The sequence below is a fragment of the Massilibacteroides sp. genome (assembly GCF_028705895.1).
In the GTDB taxonomy this organism is placed as follows: domain Bacteria; phylum Bacteroidota; class Bacteroidia; order Bacteroidales; family Tannerellaceae; genus Massilibacteroides.
Genome location: NZ_JAQWCQ010000041.1, coordinates 1 through 24,374, shown reverse-complemented (window position 1 = coordinate 24,374; position 24,374 = coordinate 1). Strand labels below are relative to the sequence as shown.

Sequence of the window (24,374 nt, the reverse complement as noted above, 5' to 3'; positions counted from 1 at the left end):
AATACAATATGAAAAAATATATAATTTATATAGGATTTTTATCTATCCTTACTTCTTTTGGATGTGAAGATTATCTGAGCAAAGAGCCATTAGATAAACTCACAAACGAAAACTTCTGGGTTAACGAAACAAATTTGCGTTCTTATTCACAGGATTTTTATGTAACCTATTTTGAAGGATATGCACAGGATTATAGATTATTTGGTGGGTATTTTTCCGGAGATTCTTATAACGATGATTTTATGTTATCTACAGCTACGGGAACAGACCGTGCTCAACGTTTTTATTTTCCGGCAACCAATACGTCTGCTCCCAATAATAATGTAGTCTGGAAAAAACAATATGAAATGCTGAGAAAGGCAAATATTATGTTGGAAAAGATCCCGACTATGAATATCGAAGAATCTGCCAAACAACATTGGACTGGGGTTGGTCGTTTCTTCAGGGCATTAGCACATAGCACTCTCGTGAAAGAATTTGGAGATATTCCGGCTTACGATATTGCTCCGGGACCGGATCAACGTGATCTTTTATATAAGGACAGAGATTCGAGAACATCTGTAGTTGATATGATTCTGGAAGATTTCGATTACGCGGTAGAAAATGTCAGAGCTGATGATGGAACATTACAGGTAAATAAATACGTGGTAGGCGCTTTTATGTCGCGTTGGATGTTGTTTCATGGAACTTGGGCAAAGTACCACGGAACCACAGTCGGTACTTCTTCTAATGCGGTAGATAACGCTACGATCAAACGTTATCTTGAGGGTGCTATCAAAGGATCAAATGTAGTAATCAATTCGGGAAATTTTAAAATTGGAAATACGTACAATGCATTATTCTCAAGTGAATCTCTTGCAGGAAATCCGGAAATTGTTTTTTATCGCGAGTATGTGTCCGGTTTATCGCATAATGCTTTGTTGGCTTATAATGCGAAAGAGGATCAAGAGTTAGGTGGTGTAGGCAAAGATTTAATTGATAGTTATTTGTGTGTTGATGGGTTGCCTATTTCGCAATCACCTTTGTATAAAGGAAAGAATGATCCGAGTGTTCAAAACTCATTCCAGGAAAGAGACCCCAGATTATATGATACATTTGTAGATTCTCTTCGTATAATGAATTCCGGTTTGCATTCTGCTACTTCTCCAACAGGATATGTTTCAAAGAAATTCTTGAACGAAAAATGGTTGGCTGATAATGAATCATACATCACGGGATTGTTAAGTCCGGTTGATGCTCCTGTTATTCGTTACGCTGAAGTCTTGTTGAATTATGTAGAAGCTCGTTATGAAGTTTCTCTTGTAGGAGGAGAGGTGTTTACGCAAAACGACTTGGATATCTCTATTAACCGAATCAGGCAACGGCAATTAACTAAATGGGGAGAAACACCAAGTGTAACCCGTTCGTTACCACAAGTTACATTGGCTGGAAATGCATTAAGCGTAAACGGAGTTATAATAAACGATCCTCAACGAGACATCGATATCGATCCGGTATTATGGGAAATTCGCCGTGAACGCCGTATAGAGCTTGTAATGGAAGGACGAAGAAGTGCTGACCTGAACAGGTGGGCAAAATACGAATATCTGAATACGCAGAAGAACGGACAGATTTCCGATATAGTTCTTGGTGCATGGATTAAGAAATCTGATTATCCGGGTATTAACAGTGGCGTAAAATTATATAATCCGGATGGTGATGAAACGAAAGAAGGTTATATCGCATTTTATTACTATACGGGAGATAAAACAGCTCATCGTTCGTTTGTTAAAGGAGAACTGAACTCAGAACGTAATTATTTGAGAGCTGTTCCCCTAACGGAAATAAATAAATATTCCGATGCGGGATATACAATAGGACAAAATCCTGGTTGGGAATAGTTATATTTGTAATTATCAGAAGTTGCTTCAATTATTATTGAGGCAACTTCTTTAAAAAAAGGAATACCATGAAACACATTTATCTGATTACACTCGTTTGTTTTCTCTCGTGTTCTTTTGTTTTTGGTCAGAAAGGCTGGGTGATTGTGGGGGCTGAATCGACGAAGGAATACTTTCCTGTATTAAAGAATAAGCGTATTGCTATTATGTCTAATCATACGGGGATGGTTGGCGAGGAGCATTTGCTGGATTTACTATTGAGGAATAAGTTTAATGTTGTTGCTATCTTTTCTCCGGAACACGGTTTTCGCGGGGATGCTGATGCGGGTGAGCATGTGGCCAGTTCGGTCGATTCTAAAACGGGTGTTCCTATTCGTTCTCTTTATGGAGGTGAAGGGCAGAAGCCAAGTAAAGAGTCTATGGAGATGTTTGATTTAATGATTATTGATATACAGGATGTCGGTCTTCGGTTCTATACTTATTATGCAACGATGGTGCGCCTGATGGATGCTTGCGCTGAATACAATAAGAAAATGTTGGTGTTGGATCGTCCGAATCCGAATGGTCATTATGTGGATGGCCCTATTTTAGATATGAAGCATAAATCCGGTGTGGGTTGGTTGCCAATTCCTGTTGTGCATGGAATGACTCTTGGAGAGTTGGCTTTGATGACCAATGGTGAGCGATGGCTGCCACAGTCCCGGGTCTGTGATCTGACAGTAATTAAATGTAAGAACTATACACATCAGACATTGTATCAGGTTCCACTCCCCCCTTCCCCTAACTTGCCAAACATGAAATCTATCTACCTTTATCCTTCTACCTGCCTGTTTGAAGCAACTCCTGTTAGTTTAGGACGGGGTACAGAGTTCCCTTTTCAGGTTTATGGACATCCGAATATGAAAGGATACGACTTCACTTTTACTCCTCGCAGTATTCCCGGTGCAAAATATCCGCCTCAGCTTGACCGTCTTTGTTATGGCGTTGATTTAAGAAACGTACCTGATGAAGAAATCTTTGCGAAAGGTTTTGATCTGACTTATGTAATCGACGCTTATAATAACCTGAATTTAGATGATCATTTTTTTCGTCCCTTTTTCGAAAAGTTAGTCGGAGTTGACTATATTCGAAAAATGATCAAAGAAGGAAAATCAGCGGATGAAATCAAAAAGATGTGGAAAGGCGATGTAGAGAAATTTAAACAACAACGTAAGCCTTATCTGCTTTATTCCGAATAATAACATAACCTAATAGCATAGAAAAACGATGATGACTCCTGCTTTAGTTTTGCTTACGATGGCGGCCTATTTTGCCGTTTTATTTGGTATCTCATATCTGACAGGCCGAAAGGTCGATAATCAGGGTTTTTTTACGGGAAATCGTAAGTCTTCCTGGTATGTCGTTGCTTTTGCTATGATTGCGTCTGCTATTTCGGGAGTAACCTTTGTCTCGGTTCCGGGCATGGTGGCTACACAATCATTCTCTTATCTGCAGATGGTACTGGGCTTTGCTGTCGGACAATTTCTTATTGCTTTTGTCCTGATCCCGTTATTCTATAAGATGAACCTGACGTCTATTTATGAATATTTAGAGAACCGGTTCGGGATAGCATCATACAGAACAGGAGCCTGGTTTTTCTTTATTTCTAAAATGCTTGGAGCAGCCGTGCGTTTGTATTTGGTTTGTGTAGTTTTACAACTCTTGGTTTTTGCTCCCCTGAATCTGCCTTTCGTCTTGAATGTTGTGTTTACGGTGTTCTTAGTCTGGCTTTATACCTATCAGGGAGGCGTAAAGTCGCTGATCTGGACGGATTCATTAAAAACATTTTGTTTGGTTTTTTCTGTGGGGCTATGTATATACTATATATCAAAGGACTTAGGTTATAGTTTTTCGGAGATGACAGCCATGGTAAGGGACAGCGATATGTCTAAAGCTTTTTTCTTTGATGATATCAAAGATGGAAAATACTTTTTCAAGCAATTCCTTGCCGGAATCTTTTTAGTGATTGCAACAACAGGACTGGATCAGGATTTTATGCAAAAGAATCTGAGTTGTAAGAATCCCCGAGATGCACAAAAGAATATGGTGACAAGTGGAATCTTGCAAATATTCATTATTCTTCTTTTCCTTGTACTGGGTGTGTTGCTTTATACGTTTGCTGCACAAAATAATTTAACCATACCGACAAAAGCAGATGATCTGTTTCCTTTTATAGCTACCGGAGGCTATTTTCCGTTGGTCGTTGGCGTTTTATTTATTATCGGGTTAATATCTGCGGCTTATGCTGCGGCAGGGTCAGCTTTGACAGCACTTACGACTTCCTTTACGGTAGATATTCTTGAAAGTACGAAAAAAGACTCGGAACAAACTGTTGCTGGAACACGTAAAAAGGTACATATCGGAATGGCAGTCATCATGGGATTGGTCATTATTATTATTAACCTGCTGAATAATACGTCTGTAATTAATGCTGTATATATTCTGGCAAGTTATACCTATGGCCCGATTCTCGGTATGTTTGTCTTTGGTATTTTTACGAAGAAACAAGTCTATGATCGTTTCATCCCCTTAGTGGCACTTCTATCTCCGGTCCTTTGCTTTATAATCGATACAAATTCAAAAGCCTGGTTTAACGGATATGAATTTAGTCACGACAGGCTGATATTAAATGCTTTTCTGACCTTTATAGGTCTGCTGTTATTAACAAGAAAGAACCCTTCAAAAGCTTAATACTTCTATGGAAACAACCGTAAGTGTAGGAATACTCACAAATGAATCGATAACGTTTGTCTTAAGTCAGGGCTATACCCTGAACAACCAATCTGCAAATGGAGAATGGACGGCTGTAATCCATAAGAATCACATTGAATGGAACGGCAGGTTGTACGATGAATTATTTTTTGTGCCGAAAGATAGCAACTCCTCTTTTGGAATAAAAGACGTAGTGATCGGTATTAACTTTCACTGGGAAAGAAAAGAAAATCAACAATTTCAGGGGGCGTTAAAACTGATCGTTGATGAGGGAAAAATAGTAGCGATCAATATCTTGTCTGTTGAAGACTATCTGATCAGCGTTATCTCTTCCGAAATGAGTGCAACGGCTTCACTTGAACTGCTGAAGGCACACGCTGTTATTTCGCGTAGCTGGTTGTTGGCTCAGATAGAAAAGAATAAAGAGATCGTTTCTTCTAAAGCAACTTATGCCACTTTCTCCGAAACCGAAGATGAACTGATTCGTTGGTATGACCGGGAAGATCATACCCTGTTCGATGTTTGTGCCGATGATCATTGTCAGCGCTATCAAGGCATTACCCGCGCTTCTGCTAATCTGGAGATGGTTAAGCAGGCTGTAAACGAAACTCGCGGAGAAGTCTTGCTCTCCGAAGGGAAAATATGTGATGCCCGTTTCTCTAAATGTTGCGGTGGTATGGTTGAGGAATTCCAATATTGTTGGGAGGATAAGCAATTTCCTTATTTAGCAAAGCTCCGGGATATTGCCGGAAAATATGAAATGCCTGATCTGAGAATAGAGTCGGAAGCCGTCAAGTGGATACAATCCAGACCAAATGCTTTCTGTAATACAACGGATAAAAAGATACTCGGTCAGGTCTTAAATAACTACGATCAGGAAACAACCGATTTCTATCGTTGGGAAGTTCGTTATACACAAAAAGAACTTTCCGAACTGGCGTTTAAACGGTCAGGCATTGATTTCGGTATGATTGAGGAACTAATCCCTGTTGCCAGAGGAACTTCAGGCAGGCTAACCAAACTCAAAATCGTTGGAACAAAGAAAACCCTGACGATTGGAAAAGAACTTGAGATAAGACGAACACTATCTACTTCACATCTTTACAGCTCGGCTTTTGTTGTCAGAAAAGAAGGCGACACTTTTATTTTGAATGGTGCAGGGTGGGGGCATGGTGTTGGTTTATGTCAGATCGGCGCGGCCGTTATGGGGGAACAGGGGTATTCTTACGACAAGATTTTACTTCATTATTATGTCGGAGCAACGATAAAACATGCCTATTAATCTCCCCTTATCAGCATGCAAAAATAAAATACAGAAAAATTTCTTTATTTAGCGTTATTTAACTCTTTCGAAACTTAATATGATTGAGTTATAAAGCCGTTTTTTTTAATTAAAATCACTTTATAAGTAACTAAAAATCAGTAAAGCTGTCAAAAAAATAAACGCCCTCTGAAATGCCCCCAAAAACTGTTTACGTATCATAAAAATGTGTTGTAAAGATTGATTTCTTTCTAATACCTTTACTCAATCATTCTTTAAACCAATTTAATCATGGCACGTAAATTACTTATTCGGGATTTGACATTAAGAGATGGTCAGCAGTCTGCGTTTGCTACCAGAATGTCTCAGGAACAGGTCGATAGAGTATTACCTTTTTACAAAGACGCTAATTTTTATGCAATGGAAGTTTGGGGTGGGGCAGTTCCGGATTCGGTGATGCGTTACCTGAATGAAAATCCATGGGATCGATTGGAAAAGATTAAAGCTGTAATTGGAGATGTTTCTAAACTGACAGCTCTCTCTCGAGGACGCAACCTGTTTGGGTATGCTCCCTATCCAGATGAAATTATTGATGGTTTTTGTAAAAACTCGATTGAATCAGGCTTGGGTATTATGCGTATTTTCGACGCATTGAACGATGTAAACAATGTGAAGTCAACAATCCGTTATGTTAAGCAATATGGAGGTATAGCTGATTGTGCTGTTTGTTACACGATTGATCCGCATTTTACTTTTTCGGAGCGTGCAAAAGCGGCATTGAAAGGGAAGCCACTACCTAAGGCTATCTTTACAAACGACTATTTTCTTCAGAAAGCAAAAGGAATGGAACAGTTGGGAGCCGACATGATTACGATTAAAGACATGAGTGGCTTGATCCAACCTTCGAGAAGTGCCGAACTTATTAAGCTTTTTAAAAAGGAATTGCATATTCCTATCGACTTTCATACGCATTGTACGCCCGGTTACGGTTTAGGTGCCGTTTTATCTGCAATTATTAACGGGGTTGATATTGTTGATACTGTTATCTGGAATTTTGCCGGCGGACCGGCTGCTCCCGCCATTGAACTTATTTACGTTTTCTGTCAGAAGCTGGGGATTGAACTGGATATTGATATGGCTGCCGTTGCTGAAATCAATCATAAATTGCTTAATATCCGGAAGGAATTAGATGCTTACGATGCAGTGAAACAATTTCCGAATCCGTTCAATCCGTTGACGGATAAATTACCGGATCATATTGATAAAGCCTTTGATGATGCGATTATTGCAAGTAAGAGAAATGATGAAGATGCACTGTTAAAAGCATGCCATGAAATAGAATCCTATTTTAATTTCCCTGCGCCAAATGAATTAGTTAAAAATGCAGAGATACCCGGTGGTATGTACACCAATATGGTAGCCCAGTTGAAGCAACTCAATGCAATGGATATTCTGGAAGATGCTATGAAGCTGATTCCGACAGTACGACTGGCGGCCGGTCTTCCTCCTTTGGTGACGCCTACCAGTCAGATTGTAGGAGTTCAGGCGGTCAACTGTGCTATGGATATGAAACATGGGAAAGAAATGTACACCAATACGTCCAATCAGTTTGTGGCCTTAGTGAAAGGAGAATATGGAGAAACTCCCGTGCCCGTTTCACCGGATTTTCGCTTGCAGATTGCAAAAGTGAAAGAAGAGACGCCGTATGATACCTCAAAACACAAAGCGCCCGATAACCCAATACTGGAAGAATACGGAGGTGTACGTTTAGCCGAGAACGAAAAAGAAGTGTTGTTGTTAGAATTATTCCCTTCTGTAGCAACAACATTCTTGACGAACCAAAAGAAATTGCGTTTTGAACAAACCTGCAAAGAGGAAATTATTCAGGAAGAAGCTCCCAAAGAAGACATTCTTCCGATTACGGGGCAGGTTATCGAATCTCCCATGCCGGGCAATATCTTTAAACTTTTAGTAAAATCGGGAGACCATGTTCAGAAAGGACAGGAGATAATCATTCTGGAAGCCATGAAAATGGAAAATAATATTATGTCTGAATACACAGGAACAGTAAAACAATTGTTTGTAGAAGAGGGTACAATCGTTTCAGTCGGAGCAAAATTAGTGGAGATTGAGGAATAATAAATCAGTATATACAATAGTCACAAAATACTCATTTTACCCCTCAAATCGGGCGTTATTTTTATTGTTGAAAATCAAGTAAAAAATAAGCGTAAAAATATAAAGGATATTTTTGCAAAAATATCCTTTATATTTCCGAAAATAACCTTTATATTTTTTTATTTATTCTAATGATTAAAAACAGGCATGAATAGATCCTAATTTAATCCCGCAACGGATATAGTCAAAATCATAGTAACGGCTGTAGCCGTCCGATCAATTCATCGCCGAGCGCACGCTTTTTTGTAATATGTTCTTGTACGGCGGCAACGAAGGGGTTGTTCTCGAAATCTCCGCGAACACCTTCGAAATCTCCGAGTTTTTCTTCCTCTGCTCCATCTACGCCAAAGCCCGTCATAAAAGTAAGCGAGAACTCTTTCTTGGCATCGGCGTAGAGAAGTTCATCCAGACCGATGACGGATTCCTGCCATTTGTGGACTAATCCGATAATTTCAGAAGCTGATATTTGCTGAAGGTTTACATTATAATAAGACGCTATCGTTTCGTATGCCCACGTCCATTCTAAAGAATAATATGCTTTATGGGCTTTGTATAGGAAAGATTCAATCTCGGTCAATGTCGTTATTTCTCCTGCCTCTATTTTATCAAGAAAGCTGTTTAATACCTGTTGAGGTAAAATAAGTCCGGACATATCCACCCATTCTCCACTGCCTTCCGGACAATCGGGACGTAGGCGGTTCCGTACTTCTTCGATAGACCGAAACGGATCTCCTTCGAGACGTTTGATTAATGAGTTTCCTAAGAATTTATTTATGGCAAGCGTATATAAATGAAGGCCGTTGCGAAGGGAACTTCCTTGTATCCGCGTGTTCTGATAATAGTAAACATCGGATGTTTCACCAACTAACGCTTGCAAATTGGTCAATATCTCCACCGCCTTGATCATTTTACGGATAGTATAAGGACTCAGGAGGTTGTAGTTGATCATATCTAATAAATAGGCATCCTTTCGCTTGTCTCGTTTCGGCCATTTCTGCGCATCACGAATTGTTCCTACACTACGCAGATTGACCCCGGGAACAAGGTAGGTCTCATCATTTTTCTCAATTAGATACGAGAAAGGAATATCTGAAGTGTCACTGTGGTGATGGTGTCTTCCCATAACAAGAGAGAAGGCTCCGATACGTGCAGGCCAGAGAATATACGAATCACTCGTTGTTTTCGATCCTCGTTCCACAATGCCTTGATGAATAGGTCCTAACTTATACATGTGATTGCTTTGGTTGGAGCCTGATCCTGCATTCAGGAATGAGAACATACCTGCAATCAGGAGGCTGCTCTTATGCATGGAGACCGTGAACGGGCCGGCAAAAATAGCACAGGCTTCTCCGTTCTCAAATCCGCAGTTGCTAAACAGTAAAGAATCGTGTGCCGAAAAACCATGTGTAATATGACAGGCCTGTCCTATAAAACACCGGATAATTTTGGCTCCGTCTGCAATATAAGCTCCCGAAGAAATAATAAAATCTTGTGCGATTACACTGTCGCCAATATAAATAGGTGCAGTTTGGTTGCTGTTGATCGCTCCATTTTCCAGACGGGTACTATTCTCGATCGTTGAATAATCGCCGATTTTTACGTTACGGATCGTTCCGGTATTGATGATACGTGAATTTTTCCCGACATACCCTTTGTTCGAACTTTGACTTTCGGCATAAGCCGAAATTAATTCGAAAAGACGATTTATCAGCTCCGGGCGGTGGCGGTAAAGAGCAATAACATAGGCTAAAGAAGCTGATAACCCATCATAAATGGGAACTTCCCGTCCCCCTGTTTCATTCAGTACGGAAACTAACGTGTTATTTCCGAAGGTTGTTTTCCCTTCAACAAGCAATACATTTATATTTTGAATTAAAGAACCTTCACCAATATGGTAATTGGCAATATAATTCTGTACGTTTTCAATCAGTACATCATCTTCCAGAATACAATTATATAATGTAACATGTCTTAAACCACTGTGCTTTTTGAGTCCGCCGGGAAGTTCGAACTGTTTATTGAAAGCACCTAATTCCACATGTCCTGAAAAACGAACATGGTGTACAAAGTTTATATCAAATTTTTCGGGGACAAGGATCTTATTCCAATCGTCCGCATAGCAAAATTGGGATTGTAAGACCTTTATTTCTTCAGGCCTGAGGTTTCTTTTGTTTGTCATAAGTGTTTTTATTCATCTTCATCGTATTGCTGAAAGAGAAAATCATTATACGGAAATCGGGTAATATGAATTTCCTTCACACGCTCATACAATAAGGATTTAAGCGCTTCGATATTTGTTTTCTCTTTTGCTGAAATAAACAGGCAATTATCCTGCATTTTATTCATCCAGGTACGTTTCAACTCATCCAGATTGATGTTTTCTTTTGTAGAGGGCGTGAGGTCGTCCGCCTCTTTCTCCACGTAAGTGAAAGCATCTATCTTATTAAATACCATAATCATCGGTTTCTCCGTCTTGTCGATTTCAGCCAGTGTTTTGTTTACCACCTCAATCTGGTCTTCAAACGTCGGATGGGAGACATCCACGATGTGCACAAGCAAATCGGCTTCGCGTACTTCATCCAGCGTAGATTTAAACGACTCAACTAATTCTGTCGGTAATTTCCGGATAAAACCAACGGTGTCTGATAATAAGAACGGTAAGTTTTCGACAATCACCTTGCGTACGGTCGTATCTAATGTTGCAAACAATTTGTTCTCGGCAAACACTTCGCTTTTACTCAATAGATTCATTAATGTAGATTTGCCCACATTGGTATATCCGACCAAAGCAACACGTACCATTTTTCCACGATTCTTCCGCTGAACGCTTTTTTGCTTATCAATATCTTTCAGATCGTTTTTCAGTTTTGAAATTTTATCCAGAATGATACGTTTGTCAGTCTCCAGCTGTGTTTCACCCGGTCCGCGCATACCCACTCCACCACGCTGACGTTCCAAGTGAGTCCAAAGGCGAGTCAGACGGGGCAACATATATTTATATTGCGCCAGTTCAACCTGCGTTTTTGCATGCGCTGTTTGTGCACGATGTGCAAAAATATCTAATATCAGGTTTGTCCGGTCTAAGATTTTTACCTGAAGTTCTCTTTCTATATTGCGCAACTGTTTAGCCGATAATTCATCGTCGAAGATCACAACACCAATCTCGTGCTCCACGACATATTCCTTGATCTCTTTCAGTTTTCCGGTACCGACAAAAGTGACCGGATTAGGAAAATCCAATTTCTGTTGGAACCGCTTAACCGCTTCAACCCCTGCCGTATCCGCCAGGAAAGCTAATTCGTCAAGATATTCTTTCACTTGCTGTTCATTCTGTTCAGCAGTAACTAATCCGACTAAGACGGCCTTTTCTGATTGCGCTTCCGATATGATAAATTCTTTCATAACCGCAAAGATAATCATTTCACTAATTCAATAGTCATTCATGATTTGTAATCACGGATTCTTCTGCTTCAAGGGTTTATCCATCCAAAAAAGAGGAACAACACGATGTTATTCCTCTTTTCTGTTTTATGTGGGTTTTTGTTTTTTATTAATCTTCTAACAATTCAACGGTAGGAGATTCAGGTCCGTTCTTTTTTACAGACTCAATGCCATTGTCACGACCCGATTCGGAAGCGTACATCTGACTTGAACCAATTACCTGACCGTTTGTTGCTTTCAGATTGAAAAAGAATTTACCGTTAGCTGCAGTCTTTTTTTCATATCTGCCGTCTGTCGGACTGTTCTTCTTTACCGATTCAATACCGTTCAGACAAGCTGCTTTAGTAGTATAGCCTTCACTTGTAAGGATTATTTCTCCATTTCCTGCTTTCAGGTTAAACTGAAATTCACCGTTTTTTCTTTTTGACAGTTCAAATTTTCCCATTTCTATTAATTTAAGTTTATGATTTAAAGGTAAATAATTTTTTCAAAAACACCTAACTTACCCTTATTGTTTTCCGATTGTAAATAAAAAGAAAACATCTAATCTTTTAATTGTGAAAATGGGTAAATCTATTTAATAAATTGGTTCGTTTTATGTTTTTTGATAGGGCCAGGCAATAAAAAACAACGTTTTAGTATAAATTAACTGTTTGACAAGACAAAGGCTACGAATAATTCGTAGATTTGCTACGAACGATTCGTAAACAGTAATATAGTTATAGATATGGAAAGATTAACAATGCAGGAAGAAGAAGCTATGCGCTGGATATGGCAGATAGCTCCATGTTTTGTGAAAGATGTTTTAGCTAAGTATAATGACCCGAAACCTCCTTATACGACTTTGGCTTCTATAATCAAGAATCTGGAACGTAAAAAGTACGTGAAAGCCAAACAGCATGGCAACACATACGAATATACTCCGATTATTGCAGAAAGTGATTATAAGCGGGCTTTTATGAATGGTGTGGTTCAAAATTATTTTGAAAACTCTTACAAGGAAATGGTGTCGTTTTTTGCCAAGGAACAGAAGTTGACGGCTAAGGACTTGGAAGACATCATAAAGATGATTGAAAAAGGCAAAGAATAATTTAAAAACCTTACCGCCATGACTCCTGAATTGATCTATTTTATAAAAGTAAATCTGGCGCTTATTCTTTTATATGGCTTTTACAGGCTGTTCTTTTATAAGGATACGTATTTTAATCTACGCCGGATAATTTTGCTTTTGTTTTTTGCACTGGCATTTTCTTATCCATTGTTTAATACGCAACAATGGCTCAAGATGCAGCAACCCATTGCTGAAGTAATATATACGTATTCTGCATTTCTTCCTGAGGTAGAAGTTCGGGCAAATGTAGATCCCGAAGCTGCTTCTGTATCCTGGACAGATAATATGATGCAATTCGGGTTCATTCTTTATTGGCTTATCAGCGGTCTTTTGTTTTGTCGTTTTTTGGTACAGGTGGGAAGCATTCTATGGATAGCCAGACAGAGTAAACGTTCTGAGATAAATGGTATTCCTGTTTATGTACTTTCAAAACCGGCCAGTCCGTTTTCTTTTTTCAACATGATTTTTGTTCACCCTGCAAGTCATTCGGAAAATGAACTAAAAGAGATCCTCACACATGAATCTACGCATGTGTCTCAATGGCATTCTGTCGATGTTATAATCAGTGAGTTTGTTTTAATCCTTTGCTGGATAAATCCTTTCGTCTGGTTGCTGAAACGCGAGATAAAACATAATCTGGAGTATCTGGCGGATAATAAGGTGATTCATGCCGGTTATGATAGCAAAGCTTATCAATTCCATTTGCTTGGACTTACCCATTATGAAACAACCACTTCTATATATAATAATTTCAATGTATTAGACATTAAAAACCGCATTATCATGATGAATAAAAAACGTTCAGGAAAAATCGGTAGAGCAAAATATCTTATGTTTCTGCCATTCGCAGCTTTGTTGTTGCAGTTTTGTAATATGGAGCGTGCACCGCAAACTTCAGATGGAGAAGAAGTAGTCAAAGTAAAAGGACAGGTTGTCGATGCCGATGGGCAATCAATCCTCGGAGCAGCTGTTGTGATTAAAGAGAGAGATATGGGTACCATCACAGACATAGATGGAAACTTTGAACTTGAAGCGAAAGAAAATGAAACGTTGAGTATTTCGTTTCCTAATTACGATACCGAAGAAAGACTGATTACTGCTGTGCAGTCGCAACCTAAGACTATATTAAGAGGAAGTGACCAAAAGACATCTGGGGAGCAGGTTTTTACGGTTGTTGAAGATATGCCGAGATTTCCGGGTGGAGACCAAGCTCTATTGCAATTTCTCCATGATAACATAAAGTACCCGAAAGCTGCTCAAGAAAGTGGAATTCACGGACGCGTTATCGCCTCTTTTGTCGTGAAAAAAGACGGAACGATAGGCGATGCTGAAATAGTACGTAGTGTTGATCCCGTTTTGGATGCTGAGGCTTTGCGGGTTATTGGGTCATTTCCCGCCTGGTCTCCGGGAAAACAACGGGGACAGGCTGTTAATGTAAAATATACTGTGCCTGTTACCTTCAGATTAAGTGGGAAGAATATTCCGGAAAAGGAAGTTGAAAAGACATCTACAGGCGAGCCGGTTTTTACAGTTGTTGAAGATATGCCGAAATTCCCCGGTGGTGATCAAGCCTTGTTGACGTATATAGCTGAAAATGTAAAATATCCGATAGAGACTCAGAAAGCCGGTGTTCAAGGACGGGTAATTGTCGCTTGTATTATAACTAAAGAAGGTAAGATCGATGATGTTAAGGTGGTACGTGGAGTTTCTGCTGAGTTGGACAAAGAGGCCGTCAGGGTGATAGGATCTATGCCGACCTGGACTCCCGGGAAACAACGTGGTAAAACAGTCAATGTAAAATATACTATACCTGTAATATTCAGACTTCAATAGTCTTATTAAAAACATCACTATGACACATAGATTAGTTTTTCTGTTCTTCTGTGTTCTGCCCTTTATCGGGCAGGCACAGGACGAACCGGATTGGCAGGCTCTTGTTAATCGTAAAGATTTTGGAACGGTTATTGAAAAAGCGGAACATCTTACTGCAGGCGATTCCGCAAATTTTACGACTATGTATGCAATTGGGCAAGCCTATGAGGGTATGTTGAGGTATCGTAATGCTTATAATTTCTACAAGTATTGCTTTGCTATGGATACGACTAATATTGATATCCTTAATACTTTAGCTCGTACTGCGATTAACGTTGGACGGGGAGCAGAAGCGGAAAAACTATTCTATCAGGTATTAGCAACAGACAGTCTGAACTTCTATGCTAACTATCAATTGGCTCGTTTGTACTATCAGACTGAAAACTATGAAAAATCCATTACACAATACACAACCCTGATCGAATATAATGACGAAAATCCGGCTTTGTTAACCGGCTTGGGAGATTGTTATACGAAACTGGAACAATATTTTATGGCTACTTCCAGCTATTTTTTAGCCTATAATTATAATAGAGAAAATGAAGGATTGGCCAGCGCTTTAATTAATTCTATGTTACGTATGGGGCCTGATTATGCCGTAGAAGCATTAGCTATTTGTGATACGGCATTATACTATAATCCGAATAATCGACAAATCCTTCGGAATAAAGGGATGGCTTTGTTTATGTGTAAGCGTTATGCTGATGCCGATACATTATACACCTCATTGATTCAGGAGGGAGACTCTGCTTATATTACATTAAAATACGGAGGTGTCTCCAGGTATCATGCCGGTCGATACCTGGATGCTGTAGAGCTGCTTGAAGCTGCATATACTAAAGATTCAACCTCAGTTGATGTCTGCCTGTTCTTAGGCTCTGCGTTAGGTAAAACATACGATCGCAAACGAGCATTCGAACTGTTCAATAGTGTTGAAGAAGAGTTACAGCCTCCGGAAACATATTTTACTCAGCTTAAGATGTTTCGTGCTGAGACGTATCAAAAAGACGGGCAACGAAGACAGGCGGAAAAGTTGTATTATGAACTGTGGCAGAAATATCCCGACAAGATTGACTTTCTTGCCCAGATAGATCGATTTTACACGTCGGATATATTCAATATAAAAGATGAGGTGCAGCAGCAACGTGCATTATTTATTAAAGTGTTATATACAAGGGAGGCAATTCGAAAGAAAGTAAATCCGGAGTTCCTTTTCTTCAGACATCGGGATATAGAGAAAATCTACAATGAAATGTTTTTCCGCCAAATAAACACAATGAACATGCTGGCTCCTGATGGTAAGAAAAGTACTGTAACGATTATGGATATACGTGAGATTATGAATGAATTACCTGCTGAAAAGCCTTGAAGCTCTCTTCTGTTTTATCCGCAAAAGCCTAACTTGAACGACAATATCTTAAGTGCGACGGATAATATAGTTAAGGAATATCAAACCGGTGGTCTGAAAAGTAATTACTATATAAACAGATATCATAAAGGTCGGAATATTTGTACTTTATCACTATTTTTGCCGAAAATAAAAAGTCAGCATTCATGTTTGTTAAATATATCCGACTCTTTTCCGCTCTTTTCGTTTTGTTGGTAACGTCTTGTTCTGTATCAAGACAGTCCGTTTCATTGGTTAGTGAGAATCCGAAACGTGAGTTTCGCGGCGCCTGGATACAAACGGCTTTTCAGGGAGAATATAAAGATATGTCTCCTGCTGAAATGAAGAAAAGCTTTTCCAAGAAGCTTGATCTTTTGCAGGATTGCGGTATTAATGCAATTATTTTTCAGGTCAGACCGGAAGCTGATGCCTTCTATAAATCGGATATAGAGCCTTGGAGCCGATTCTTTACAGGAGAACAAGGACTTGCACCGGCAGGTAATTTTGATCCGATGGCCTTTTTAATTGAAGAATGCCATAAACGGAATATGGAGTTTCATGCCTGGCTGAATCCCTATCGTGCCAGTACTGCAGGAAATACACGTTTTGCCGATTCACATATTTACTATGATCGTCCGGATTTGTTTGTGACCTATAATAAACAGATTCTATTTGACCCGGGAATTCCGGATAACCGTCAGTTTATTTGTCGTGTTGTGCGGGATATAGTTTCCCGTTATGATGTGGACGCCATTCATATGGACGACTATTTTTATCCTTACCCTGTTGCGGGTGTACCCTTTCCCGATGAAAGAAGTTTCAGCAAGTTTGGTAAGCCTAAAGGTTATACTGAGGCGACCAAAGCTGATTGGAGGAGAGACAATGTGAATACGTTGATTAGCGAGTTAAAGCGAACAATTTTACTTACAAAGCCATGGGTACGTTTCGGAATTAGTCCGTTTGGAATTTACAGAAATAAAAAAAGCACACCCGACGGTTCGGGAAGTAATACCAACGGACTTCAGAATTATGACGATCTGTACGCAGATGTTATCCGTTGGACAAAAGAAGGCTGGATAGATTATAATATTCCCCAGATTTACTGGGAAATCGGTCATTCTGCAGCTGATTATACTACCTTAATTAACTGGTGGAACAGAAATGCGAATGGAGGGCATCTTTATATCGGACAGGATGTAGCACGAACAATGAAAGCTAAACAGCTAACACAAAAGATGCATATTGAACGTTCGTTGTCTAATGTGAAAGGAAACTGTTTCTGGCCGGCCAATGAGATATTATGGAATAACGGGGGGGTAGCAGATAGTTTAGTACGTCATTATCATCGTTCACCCGCTTTGATTCCGGCTTATACGCATTTACACGATCGGGCTCCGAAAGAAGTGAAAAAATTAAAGGCCGAATGGACTGAGCATGGTTATCTGCTGCATTGGGAAGCAGAACAAAGTTCTACGAATCCCGAGTTAGCCTCTTATTTTGTTATTTATCGTTTCGGAAAACATGATAAAAAGGATTTAAATAATCCGGATAATATTATAACCACAACCAGAGATACTTATTATTTGTTACCTTACAATAGCGGGGATGAGAAATATACGTATATTGTCACCGCTGTTGACCGTTTTCATAACGAAAGCAAAAGAGGAAAAGCAAAAAAAGTAAAACTATGAAAAGATTAGTATTGTTCTTTTTACTCTTCGGACTACTCGTAAGCTGTTCTGATAATAAAAAGACCGGGAGTAAAATACTGATTCAGACGATCTTAGTTTATATGGCTGGCGAAAACTCATTAAGTAGCTTCACCCAGACGAACCTGAAATCAATTGTTGAAGGAGCGCAAAATAGCTCAATTGATAATTGTAATTTGTTAGTGTATATCGATTCAAGAGAAAAGGACACGATTACCCATCAAGCAATCTTACCAAAGCTTTATAAGATCGAAAAAAACAAATCAGGCATTGTTGCTCCGGTTGTGGTTAAGACATATGAAGACCAGAATTCAGCAGATATAAAGATTATGAACTCTGTCATTGAGGAGGTTTTCGAATGGTATCCTGCCAATGAAAAAGGGTTGTTCCTGTGGAGTCACGGAACAGCTTGGCTTCCTTCTGATTTAAACAACTATACCGGATTGAGGTCTTTTGGGCAAGACGGATCCAATCATATGGAAATTACAGAACTTAAAGAGGCTTTACCGGAAGGTTTTGATTATATTGTATTCGATGCTTGTTATATGGCCAATGTAGAGGTGGTTTATGAGCTCAGGGATAAAAGTAATTATTTTGTAGGTTCTTCTACTGAAATTATGGGAGATGGGTTTCCTTATTGGCTTACACTTCCTGAGTTAATCGCAGATAAACCGTTGGAAGAACGTCTTGTTGATATTGCAACTTCTTTTTACAATTATTATAATGCGCAGGAAGGAGCTTACAGAACAGGGAATATTTCGGTTGTCCGAAGTTCCGGTTTAGTGGACTTGGCAGCATACTGTCGAAGTCTTCTCTCGGGAACTTATCTTGAGGATCAAATGGTAGATCCCTCTGAATACGGCTTAAACCGGCAAGCGTTAGAGTATCTGACACGCCCGTTTAGCTACAGCTTCTTGTACGACTTTACGGATTACTTGTCTCTTTTTACGGACAAGGAAATAGATCTTACATCCGTTGTGGCCTATCATGCGACAACGCCTAAAGCCTTTTTTGCAGAACCCTATATCCAAAAGCCGATTAATACCTACAGTGGTTTATCCATTTACGTTCCTCAGACTAAAAATCCGAAAATGAACGAATGGTATAAACAGCTTGATTGGTATAAGGCAGTTTACGAATAAACTTTACCGCACAAGGAACACCTTTTTATAGATTTTTCGTCCACCTTGTGGATGATATAATTCGGCGTGGAAGATGTAAATTCCGGCTACAATTTTATTCCCGCCTGAGGCAAAGCCATCCCACGAGATAATACCTTCGGAACCTAACAGTTCGTGATTGAGAATCTCTGCAATCTTCCGACCGGACGTGTCGTAAACATTTGCTCTGCATAGATAACCTGTTCTGTCTAACTGATATGCTATACTATAATCTCCCGTTGCCGGATTATATTCGGGCATATCTATTCCCGTAGAACCACCACCCGAAATTTCCCCTGTTTGAGAATTCTTATATCCAGGCGTTCCTCCACCGGAGAGAGTAGAAGCGGATGTCCAATTATCCGGATCTTGCGTGTCGCCATTTATATCTATTCGTTCCAATGCAATTCCTTTTCGATTCTTTGTAGAGATAGAATGCCATTTATCTGTATAATGTATTTCATCGATTACTTCTGTATCTTTCGTTCTGAACAGAACCAATCTGGCAGAGGTGTTTGCCAGAACCGGAAGTTTTAATTCGTGAAGAGATTCGGGGGATTGGATTAAGAAGAAATCACGCACTCCCGCAATGCTTTTAGTCAGAAGAGCATATTCACCAGGCTCAACGCTGTCTGAAATAGATGATAAAGAATAGTTAGTATTCAGAGAATTGTCATTTTTCCGAACGGCAATAGATAAATCGGAGAGTGGTAATGCCCGATCTGACCGGTTGTATAACTCAATATATTCGCTTCCTCCTTCCTGAGGTTCTGGTAGTAATTCGGAAAAAACGACTTCACCCGGCATAATGATAATTCGTTCTTCTTCCTCTTTTTCCGGTTCGGAGGATTGGGTGGAATTGACTGAACCTGGCGTGCCTCCCCGCTGATCGGAGGATAATTGCCAACTATCCTCTATACGCTCCCATGAGAATCCGGCTTTTGCCGTGGGATAAGTAATTTCATCAATAAGAGATCCATCATTACTTTTCAATTGAATCTGTTTCCCTGTATTGGCCAAGGCGGAGGGGAACTTGTCTGACGGAATCGCTATTCCGTCTTTATCTACTGTTATATCTCGGCCTTCTCTGTAAAGGACAGCGTATCCTTTTTCCGGGACTGTTGACTGTAGAGAAGTACCCTTATCAGCATAAATAAAAGACCATCCCGTCAGGTTGATTTCCTTGTCCGTCGTGTTATATAACTCAACATATTCTGTCTCTGGTAATCCCATTGCACCATTCGGATTTGCCATGACTTCATTTATAATAAGATCACCTGTTGAATATTGAATAATTTCGGGTTGTACTGTTGTTGTATGAATAGCAACGAAAGAATATGACCCACTGTTCGGCTTTTTCTCATGATTGTCGTAGAGGTCTTTGTATGAAAGAATATACGTTTCCCCTTTCTCCATCTGTTTAGGCCAAACCAATTTGATTATCCTCTCATCTTCTGAGATATAAATTTGCTCTGCCTCTCCTAAAGCAGACAACGAAAAAGAGGCATAAATTGGATTGACGGATTGGTTAAACGTCAGAATCAACGTTGAAGCATCTTCTTGCTCCACCGACTGAAGAGTTAATTCTGCAGGCTTTTCTTCAGGAACAGGACTTGTCCCGGTTGAAAAATTACGTATAGTAATCGGGCCGAAATATTTGTCTTTAGCATGATCTTTGCTGTATTTGGCATAAAGTATAAAATAACCGGGATTTGCCTGAAACTCATAATCCGTACTCCCTATTTCGGTAAATTCAGGCTTACTGTCGGAACGGGCATATAACGTAATTTTTTCATGATCACTAACCACGCGAATATGAATATCATATGCTTTTTCTAAATTATCTATTTGCCTTGAGATCAAGCTCTCTTTTGCATTTAATCCCCAGACTTTACAGAGGGAAATCTTTTTATCTCCACCCAATTCGATGTAATAACCGGTACGCTCACTTTCAATATTAGTTGAATTACACCAGAGATAAACCCGCATAGAATTATAATTTGTGGTTTTATAGTCGGATTTTAACCTCAAGTTCCATTCATTGTCAGCTAATGAAACACCATAAATATATAGCGAAGCTGTTCGAGCAATAGATGAATCAAACAATCTGAGAAATCCATCTTCAATCTTGAATCTGTCAGCATCTCCTTCCCAGTCATATTTGTACGAAATTTCAGGATTATTGAACGGTTCGGTTACTTGCGATAGTGCACAAAAAGGCAGCAATAAAGCGAAAAACAGATACATTTGTTTCATAGGTTGTCAGGTTCTGTATTAAAATACTTATCTTTGTGGCTAATACGTTATAACTCTTTAGCCTTTAATTAGTGAACGAGACAAAGTTATAACGATTTTTTTACACACTAAATTAATTAATGCTCAAAATGAAAGTAGCAATTGTTGGCGTAAGCGGCGCTGTAGGACAAGAGTTTCTGCGCGTGCTTGATGAGAGAAACTTCCCTTTGGATGAGCTCGAATTGTTCGGATCATCCCGTAGTGCAGGACGTTCTTATACCTTCCGGGGTAAGCAGTACACCGTTAAGGAACTCAAGCATAACGACGACTTTAAGGGTATCGATGTTGCTTTTGTTTCGGCCGGAGGAGGAACTTCAATTGAATTTGCGGAAACCATAACCAAACATGGTACCGTGATGATCGATAATTCCAGTGCATTCCGCATGGAAAATGATGTGCCTTTGGTTGTGCCTGAAGTAAATCCGGAAGACGCATTAAACCGTCCTCGCGGAATCATCGCAAATCCGAATTGTACAACAATCCAGATGGTTGTTGCATTAAAGCCGATCGAAAAGATTTCGCATATAAAGCGTGTACATGTATCTACCTATCAAGCTGCAAGCGGTGCAGGAGCATCAGCGATGGCTGAATTGGTAAAACAATATGAAGAATTGCTGAAAGGTGAGAAGCCGACCGTAGAAAAGTTCGCTTACCAGTTGGCGTACAATGTAATACCTCAGGTTGACGTATTCACTGACAATGGTTATACAAAAGAAGAATTGAAGATGTATAACGAAACACGTAAGATTATGCACTCTGATATAGAAGTAAGTGCCACTTGCGTTCGTGTTCCTGTTATCCGTGCTCATAGTGAAGCTACTTGGGTAGAAACAGAACGTCCGGTTACTGTAGAAGAAGCCCGCAAAGCATTTGCTGAAGCAGAAGGTGTAATTCTTCAGGACGATAATGCAAACAAAGATTATCCGATGCCGCTGTTCGTTGCCGATAAAGAGCCGGTTTACGTAGGTCGTATCCGCAAAGACATCAGCAATCCGAACGGACTAACATTCTGGACCGTAAGTGACCAGATAAAGAAAGGAGCTGCTCTGAATGCTGTTCAGATCGCAGAATACCTGATTAAGGTCAAGAATATATAATATCGTATATTATCAATACAGAAGAAGAGACAACGCATGCGTTGTCTCTTCTTCTGTATTATAAGGCATTTAAACGTTCAATTTCGTTTGATATACTCTCAAGAATTTCTTTATTTGCTATTTCTCCATCAAGACTATAAACAATAAAGACCTTTCCTCCAAAATCTTCCTTAAAAGAATCAAAACTGGCTTTCATTCTTTCCGATACAGAATAATTTCCAAAATTAGCTTTAGCTGTAACAGGTTTTATTTGTATTCCAAAAGCTCTGTTTTCAGATATGTATCCTAAGTAATCAATATCGCCCGCGTGATCAAGTTCTGCCGAACTTTCTTCGAATCTGATTTGAGGAAAGTTTTTGGCTAACCCATCGTTTACAACTGATTTTTCTCTTAAAAAACCATCGAAAGTTCTGTTGATGGTTAAATTATAAATATAATTAATGCAATCCTCTTTTGTTAATTGGCTAAAAGCCTCCTGCCACTCAGGAATAACAACTTCTGTTATTTTCTCAAAAAGTCTTTCCCCTAGTTCCTGTAAACTATCTTTGGTAATTTTGAAAGCGTTTTTTCCTGCTGTATATGCATTTGATAAATACCATTCTTCCCATTCTTCAATAGTTTGAGGCTGACATTCCCTAATAAGAGCCATCACAGCTCCAACTTTATTCGGCCTGGACAATTGATAAGTTTGGCAAGCATAATTGAGAACTTTTTCTTTTTTCCCAAATTCTAAAGAATATCGTTTTACTTCCTTTTTATTCATTATTGTAATGCTAAAAATTTATTCTTGTATTTAAAATCAATCGTATTGTCCACTGTCACTAACTTTTCTTTTAATAAATGAGCATTTATGAAAGTTTTATTCTCTAGATATAAATAAGCCATTAAGTGATTTTCTGAATCGTGTTTAATACTGTCATATTTTAAGAAGACTTTTTTACCTTTCAGTTTTTTGTGTAAAAAATCTGTAGCTTCTTCATCAATATTTGGATTCTGCTTTATTCCTATAAGTCTAATTATTAGATCATTGTTTAATCTTATGAGTTCTGGGGATATAATTTCTTTAACAGAAAAATATTCTTCTCTTTTTCCTGTACTATCAGCATCTATTTTTGAACCATATTGAATTTTCTTTATATCCAATTTCTTATCAAGCTTGTGAAAATCAACAAAACGATAAGGTAATTGGTCTATTTTTTCTTCAAAATTTGTCATGATAGATTTCTGCTTTATGATTTCTATCTCAGTCTCCGAGAATATGTCTTTATTTTCAATTCTCTCTTTTATTATTGGTATAAAGTCGGGATTTATTTCGTATCCAATAGAATTTCTATTTAACTTTTTGGCAACAGCAGCCGTAGTGCCACTCCCCATAAAGGGATCTAAAACCGTTTCTCCAGGAAAAGAAAACATACGAATAAGTCGATTAGGTAATTCTTCCGGAAACATTGCCAGATGCTTATCTTGTTTTACACCGGTAAAATACCAATGTCCATTGAAATATGTGTTCCAATCTTCATTAGACATAGAGGACAGCTCCTTTTGTTCTTTAGTCGGTTGCGGCCCTTTTCCCTGTTTCTTGAAAAGAAGAATATATTCAAAATCTAACTTTACAATACCATTACGAGGGTGAGGAAAACTACCCATAATACTTGCTCCACCGGTTGTATTCATGGTAGTTGTCTTTTGCCAGATAATTTGCCCCATAAAATCAAGCCCGATTGTCTCACAGAATTTGATTATCTCTGTATGGATCGGTATGATTTTATAGCGACCATAATACGTAGAACGGGCAAACTGATCACCGATATTTATACAGAGCCTACAGCCGTCGTGTAAAACACGTTGGCATTCACTCCATGTGAGATTTAAATGATTGATATAGGTTTCGTAGTCATCATGAAAACCTATCTGATTCTCTGTTCCGTAGTCTTTTAATTGCCAGTAAGGTGGGGAGGTGACAATTAAGTGAACACTTTTGTCTTGGAGTTCATTCATTGTCCGACTGTCACCATTTATAATCTTATGCGTCGTTTTATTTCTCATCCTAAATAACATTTCTACACAAAGATACGAATGTTTATACGTTGACGGAATTATATATAATAAATCACTATTAACCGACTAAAATTCCAGACAGTCGGATTTGTTTAATTACACGGTCTGTATCGTGTTATATTTCTTTTTTTCGAAACCCTACCCCCTGTTTATAAAGCCAGCCTAAGCTGGATT

The 24,374-nt window shown here is 39.0% G+C and carries 17 protein-coding genes; 11 read left to right on the top strand and 6 right to left on the bottom strand.

The features are described from left to right. The first annotated feature begins 8 nt into the window (after nt 1–8). The 5 genes from PHT93_RS10750 to PHT93_RS10730 all read left to right on the top strand — a co-directional run bounded on the left by PHT93_RS10750 (nt 9) and on the right by PHT93_RS10730 (nt 8,031). Nucleotides 9–1,880: a RagB/SusD family nutrient uptake outer membrane protein gene (locus PHT93_RS10750; RefSeq protein ID WP_300242721.1), complete on the top strand. Its 1,872-nt coding sequence runs from the start codon at nt 9–11 to the stop codon at nt 1,878–1,880. A 68-nt stretch (nt 1,881–1,948) separates the two neighbouring features. Continuing rightward, a complete protein-coding gene (locus tag PHT93_RS10745; protein WP_300242719.1) occupies nt 1,949–3,118 on the top strand; it encodes a DUF1343 domain-containing protein in 1,170 nt (389 codons plus the stop codon). Nucleotides 3,119–3,149: 31 nt separating this feature from the next. Next, nucleotides 3,150–4,610 (top strand): sodium:solute symporter, encoded by a 1,461-nt coding sequence (locus PHT93_RS10740; protein ID WP_300242729.1) that lies wholly within the window; start codon nt 3,150–3,152, stop codon nt 4,608–4,610. A 7-nt stretch (nt 4,611–4,617) separates the two neighbouring features. Then, the gene (locus PHT93_RS10735; RefSeq protein ID WP_300242717.1) at nt 4,618–5,913 is read left to right on the top strand and encodes a SpoIID/LytB domain-containing protein; all 1,296 of its coding nucleotides are present in this window, start codon (nt 4,618–4,620) and stop codon (nt 5,911–5,913) included. 270 nt (nt 5,914–6,183) lie between these two features. Next, nucleotides 6,184–8,031 (top strand): biotin/lipoyl-containing protein, encoded by a 1,848-nt coding sequence (locus PHT93_RS10730; protein ID WP_300242715.1) that lies wholly within the window; start codon nt 6,184–6,186, stop codon nt 8,029–8,031. Nucleotides 8,032–8,260: 229 nt separating this feature from the next. Here the strand turns inward: PHT93_RS10730 and PHT93_RS10725 are convergent, their stop codons facing one another. The 3 genes from PHT93_RS10725 to PHT93_RS10715 form a co-directional block, all read right to left on the bottom strand. Further along, nucleotides 8,261–10,249: a DUF4954 family protein gene (locus PHT93_RS10725; protein WP_300242713.1), complete on the bottom strand. Its 1,989-nt coding sequence runs from the start codon at nt 10,247–10,249 to the stop codon at nt 8,261–8,263. A gap of 8 nt (nt 10,250–10,257) precedes the next feature. After that, nucleotides 10,258–11,472, bottom strand: coding sequence for a GTPase HflX (hflX, locus tag PHT93_RS10720; RefSeq protein WP_300242709.1), 1,215 nt, complete (start codon nt 11,470–11,472; stop codon nt 10,258–10,260). Between the two features lie 148 nt (nt 11,473–11,620). Further along, entirely contained in the window at nt 11,621–11,956 is a 336-nt protein-coding gene (locus PHT93_RS10715) for a YegP family protein (protein WP_300242707.1), read from the bottom strand. Between the two features lie 282 nt (nt 11,957–12,238). Between PHT93_RS10715 and PHT93_RS10710 the strand changes: the two genes are divergently transcribed. From PHT93_RS10710 to PHT93_RS10690, 5 genes are all read left to right on the top strand, one after another. Beyond that, a complete protein-coding gene (locus PHT93_RS10710; protein WP_300242703.1) occupies nt 12,239–12,601 on the top strand; it encodes a BlaI/MecI/CopY family transcriptional regulator in 363 nt (120 codons plus the stop codon). Between the two features lie 18 nt (nt 12,602–12,619). Continuing rightward, entirely contained in the window at nt 12,620–14,455 is a 1,836-nt protein-coding gene (locus PHT93_RS10705; protein ID WP_300242701.1) for a M56 family metallopeptidase, read from the top strand. Between the two features lie 19 nt (nt 14,456–14,474). Continuing rightward, nucleotides 14,475–15,863 (top strand): tetratricopeptide repeat protein, encoded by a 1,389-nt coding sequence (locus tag PHT93_RS10700; RefSeq protein ID WP_300242700.1) that lies wholly within the window; start codon nt 14,475–14,477, stop codon nt 15,861–15,863. 185 nt (nt 15,864–16,048) lie between these two features. Continuing rightward, complete coding sequence (locus PHT93_RS10695) at nt 16,049–17,572, top strand: family 10 glycosylhydrolase (RefSeq protein ID WP_300242698.1); 1,524 nt, start codon at nt 16,049–16,051, stop codon at nt 17,570–17,572. Then, entirely contained in the window at nt 17,569–18,732 is a 1,164-nt protein-coding gene (locus PHT93_RS10690; protein WP_300242696.1) for a clostripain-related cysteine peptidase, read from the top strand. Before PHT93_RS10695 ends, PHT93_RS10690 begins: the two co-directional genes overlap by 4 nt. Nucleotides 18,733–18,735: 3 nt before the next feature. Here PHT93_RS10690 and PHT93_RS10685 read toward each other — a convergent pair whose 3' ends face one another. After that, nucleotides 18,736–21,006 carry a lamin tail domain-containing protein gene (locus PHT93_RS10685; protein ID WP_300242694.1) on the bottom strand — a complete coding sequence of 757 codons (2,271 nt, stop codon included), beginning with the start codon at nt 21,004–21,006 and terminating at the stop codon, nt 18,736–18,738. 128 nt (nt 21,007–21,134) lie between these two features. Between PHT93_RS10685 and PHT93_RS10680 the strand changes: the two genes are divergently transcribed. Further along, nucleotides 21,135–22,142 carry an aspartate-semialdehyde dehydrogenase gene (locus PHT93_RS10680; RefSeq protein WP_300242691.1) on the top strand — a complete coding sequence of 336 codons (1,008 nt, stop codon included), beginning with the start codon at nt 21,135–21,137 and terminating at the stop codon, nt 22,140–22,142. 58 nt (nt 22,143–22,200) lie between these two features. Here PHT93_RS10680 and PHT93_RS10675 read toward each other — a convergent pair whose 3' ends face one another. Both PHT93_RS10675 and PHT93_RS10670 read right to left on the bottom strand, forming a co-directional pair. Next, complete coding sequence (locus PHT93_RS10675; protein ID WP_300242688.1) at nt 22,201–22,905, bottom strand: MjaI family restriction endonuclease; 705 nt, start codon at nt 22,903–22,905, stop codon at nt 22,201–22,203. After that, complete coding sequence (locus tag PHT93_RS10670) at nt 22,905–24,188, bottom strand: DNA methyltransferase (RefSeq protein WP_300242686.1); 1,284 nt, start codon at nt 24,186–24,188, stop codon at nt 22,905–22,907. The genes PHT93_RS10675 and PHT93_RS10670 overlap by 1 nt, the downstream gene beginning before the upstream one ends. Nucleotides 24,189–24,374: the final 186 nt, after the last annotated feature.

What these genes read in the sequence shown, in the direction of transcription:
- PHT93_RS10750 (WP_300242721.1), top strand. Translation starts at nt 9, where the DNA reads ATGAAAAAATATATAATTTATATAGGATTTTTATCTATCCTTACTTCT.
- PHT93_RS10745 (WP_300242719.1), top strand. Translation starts at nt 1,949, where the DNA reads ATGAAACACATTTATCTGATTACACTCGTTTGTTTTCTCTCGTGTTCT.
- PHT93_RS10740 (WP_300242729.1), top strand. Translation starts at nt 3,150, where the DNA reads ATGACTCCTGCTTTAGTTTTGCTTACGATGGCGGCCTATTTTGCCGTT.
- PHT93_RS10735 (WP_300242717.1), top strand. Translation starts at nt 4,618, where the DNA reads ATGGAAACAACCGTAAGTGTAGGAATACTCACAAATGAATCGATAACG.
- PHT93_RS10730 (WP_300242715.1), top strand. Translation starts at nt 6,184, where the DNA reads ATGGCACGTAAATTACTTATTCGGGATTTGACATTAAGAGATGGTCAG.
- PHT93_RS10725 (WP_300242713.1), bottom strand. Translation starts at nt 10,249, where the DNA reads ATGACAAACAAAAGAAACCTCAGGCCTGAAGAAATAAAGGTCTTACAA.
- hflX (WP_300242709.1), bottom strand. Translation starts at nt 11,472, where the DNA reads ATGAAAGAATTTATCATATCGGAAGCGCAATCAGAAAAGGCCGTCTTA.
- PHT93_RS10715 (WP_300242707.1), bottom strand. Translation starts at nt 11,956, where the DNA reads ATGGGAAAATTTGAACTGTCAAAAAGAAAAAACGGTGAATTTCAGTTT.
- PHT93_RS10710 (WP_300242703.1), top strand. Translation starts at nt 12,239, where the DNA reads ATGGAAAGATTAACAATGCAGGAAGAAGAAGCTATGCGCTGGATATGG.
- PHT93_RS10705 (WP_300242701.1), top strand. Translation starts at nt 12,620, where the DNA reads ATGACTCCTGAATTGATCTATTTTATAAAAGTAAATCTGGCGCTTATT.
- PHT93_RS10700 (WP_300242700.1), top strand. Translation starts at nt 14,475, where the DNA reads ATGACACATAGATTAGTTTTTCTGTTCTTCTGTGTTCTGCCCTTTATC.
- PHT93_RS10695 (WP_300242698.1), top strand. Translation starts at nt 16,049, where the DNA reads ATGTTTGTTAAATATATCCGACTCTTTTCCGCTCTTTTCGTTTTGTTG.
- PHT93_RS10690 (WP_300242696.1), top strand. Translation starts at nt 17,569, where the DNA reads ATGAAAAGATTAGTATTGTTCTTTTTACTCTTCGGACTACTCGTAAGC.
- PHT93_RS10685 (WP_300242694.1), bottom strand. Translation starts at nt 21,006, where the DNA reads ATGAAACAAATGTATCTGTTTTTCGCTTTATTGCTGCCTTTTTGTGCA.
- PHT93_RS10680 (WP_300242691.1), top strand. Translation starts at nt 21,135, where the DNA reads ATGAAAGTAGCAATTGTTGGCGTAAGCGGCGCTGTAGGACAAGAGTTT.
- PHT93_RS10675 (WP_300242688.1), bottom strand. Translation starts at nt 22,905, where the DNA reads ATGAATAAAAAGGAAGTAAAACGATATTCTTTAGAATTTGGGAAAAAA.
- PHT93_RS10670 (WP_300242686.1), bottom strand. Translation starts at nt 24,188, where the DNA reads ATGAGAAATAAAACGACGCATAAGATTATAAATGGTGACAGTCGGACA.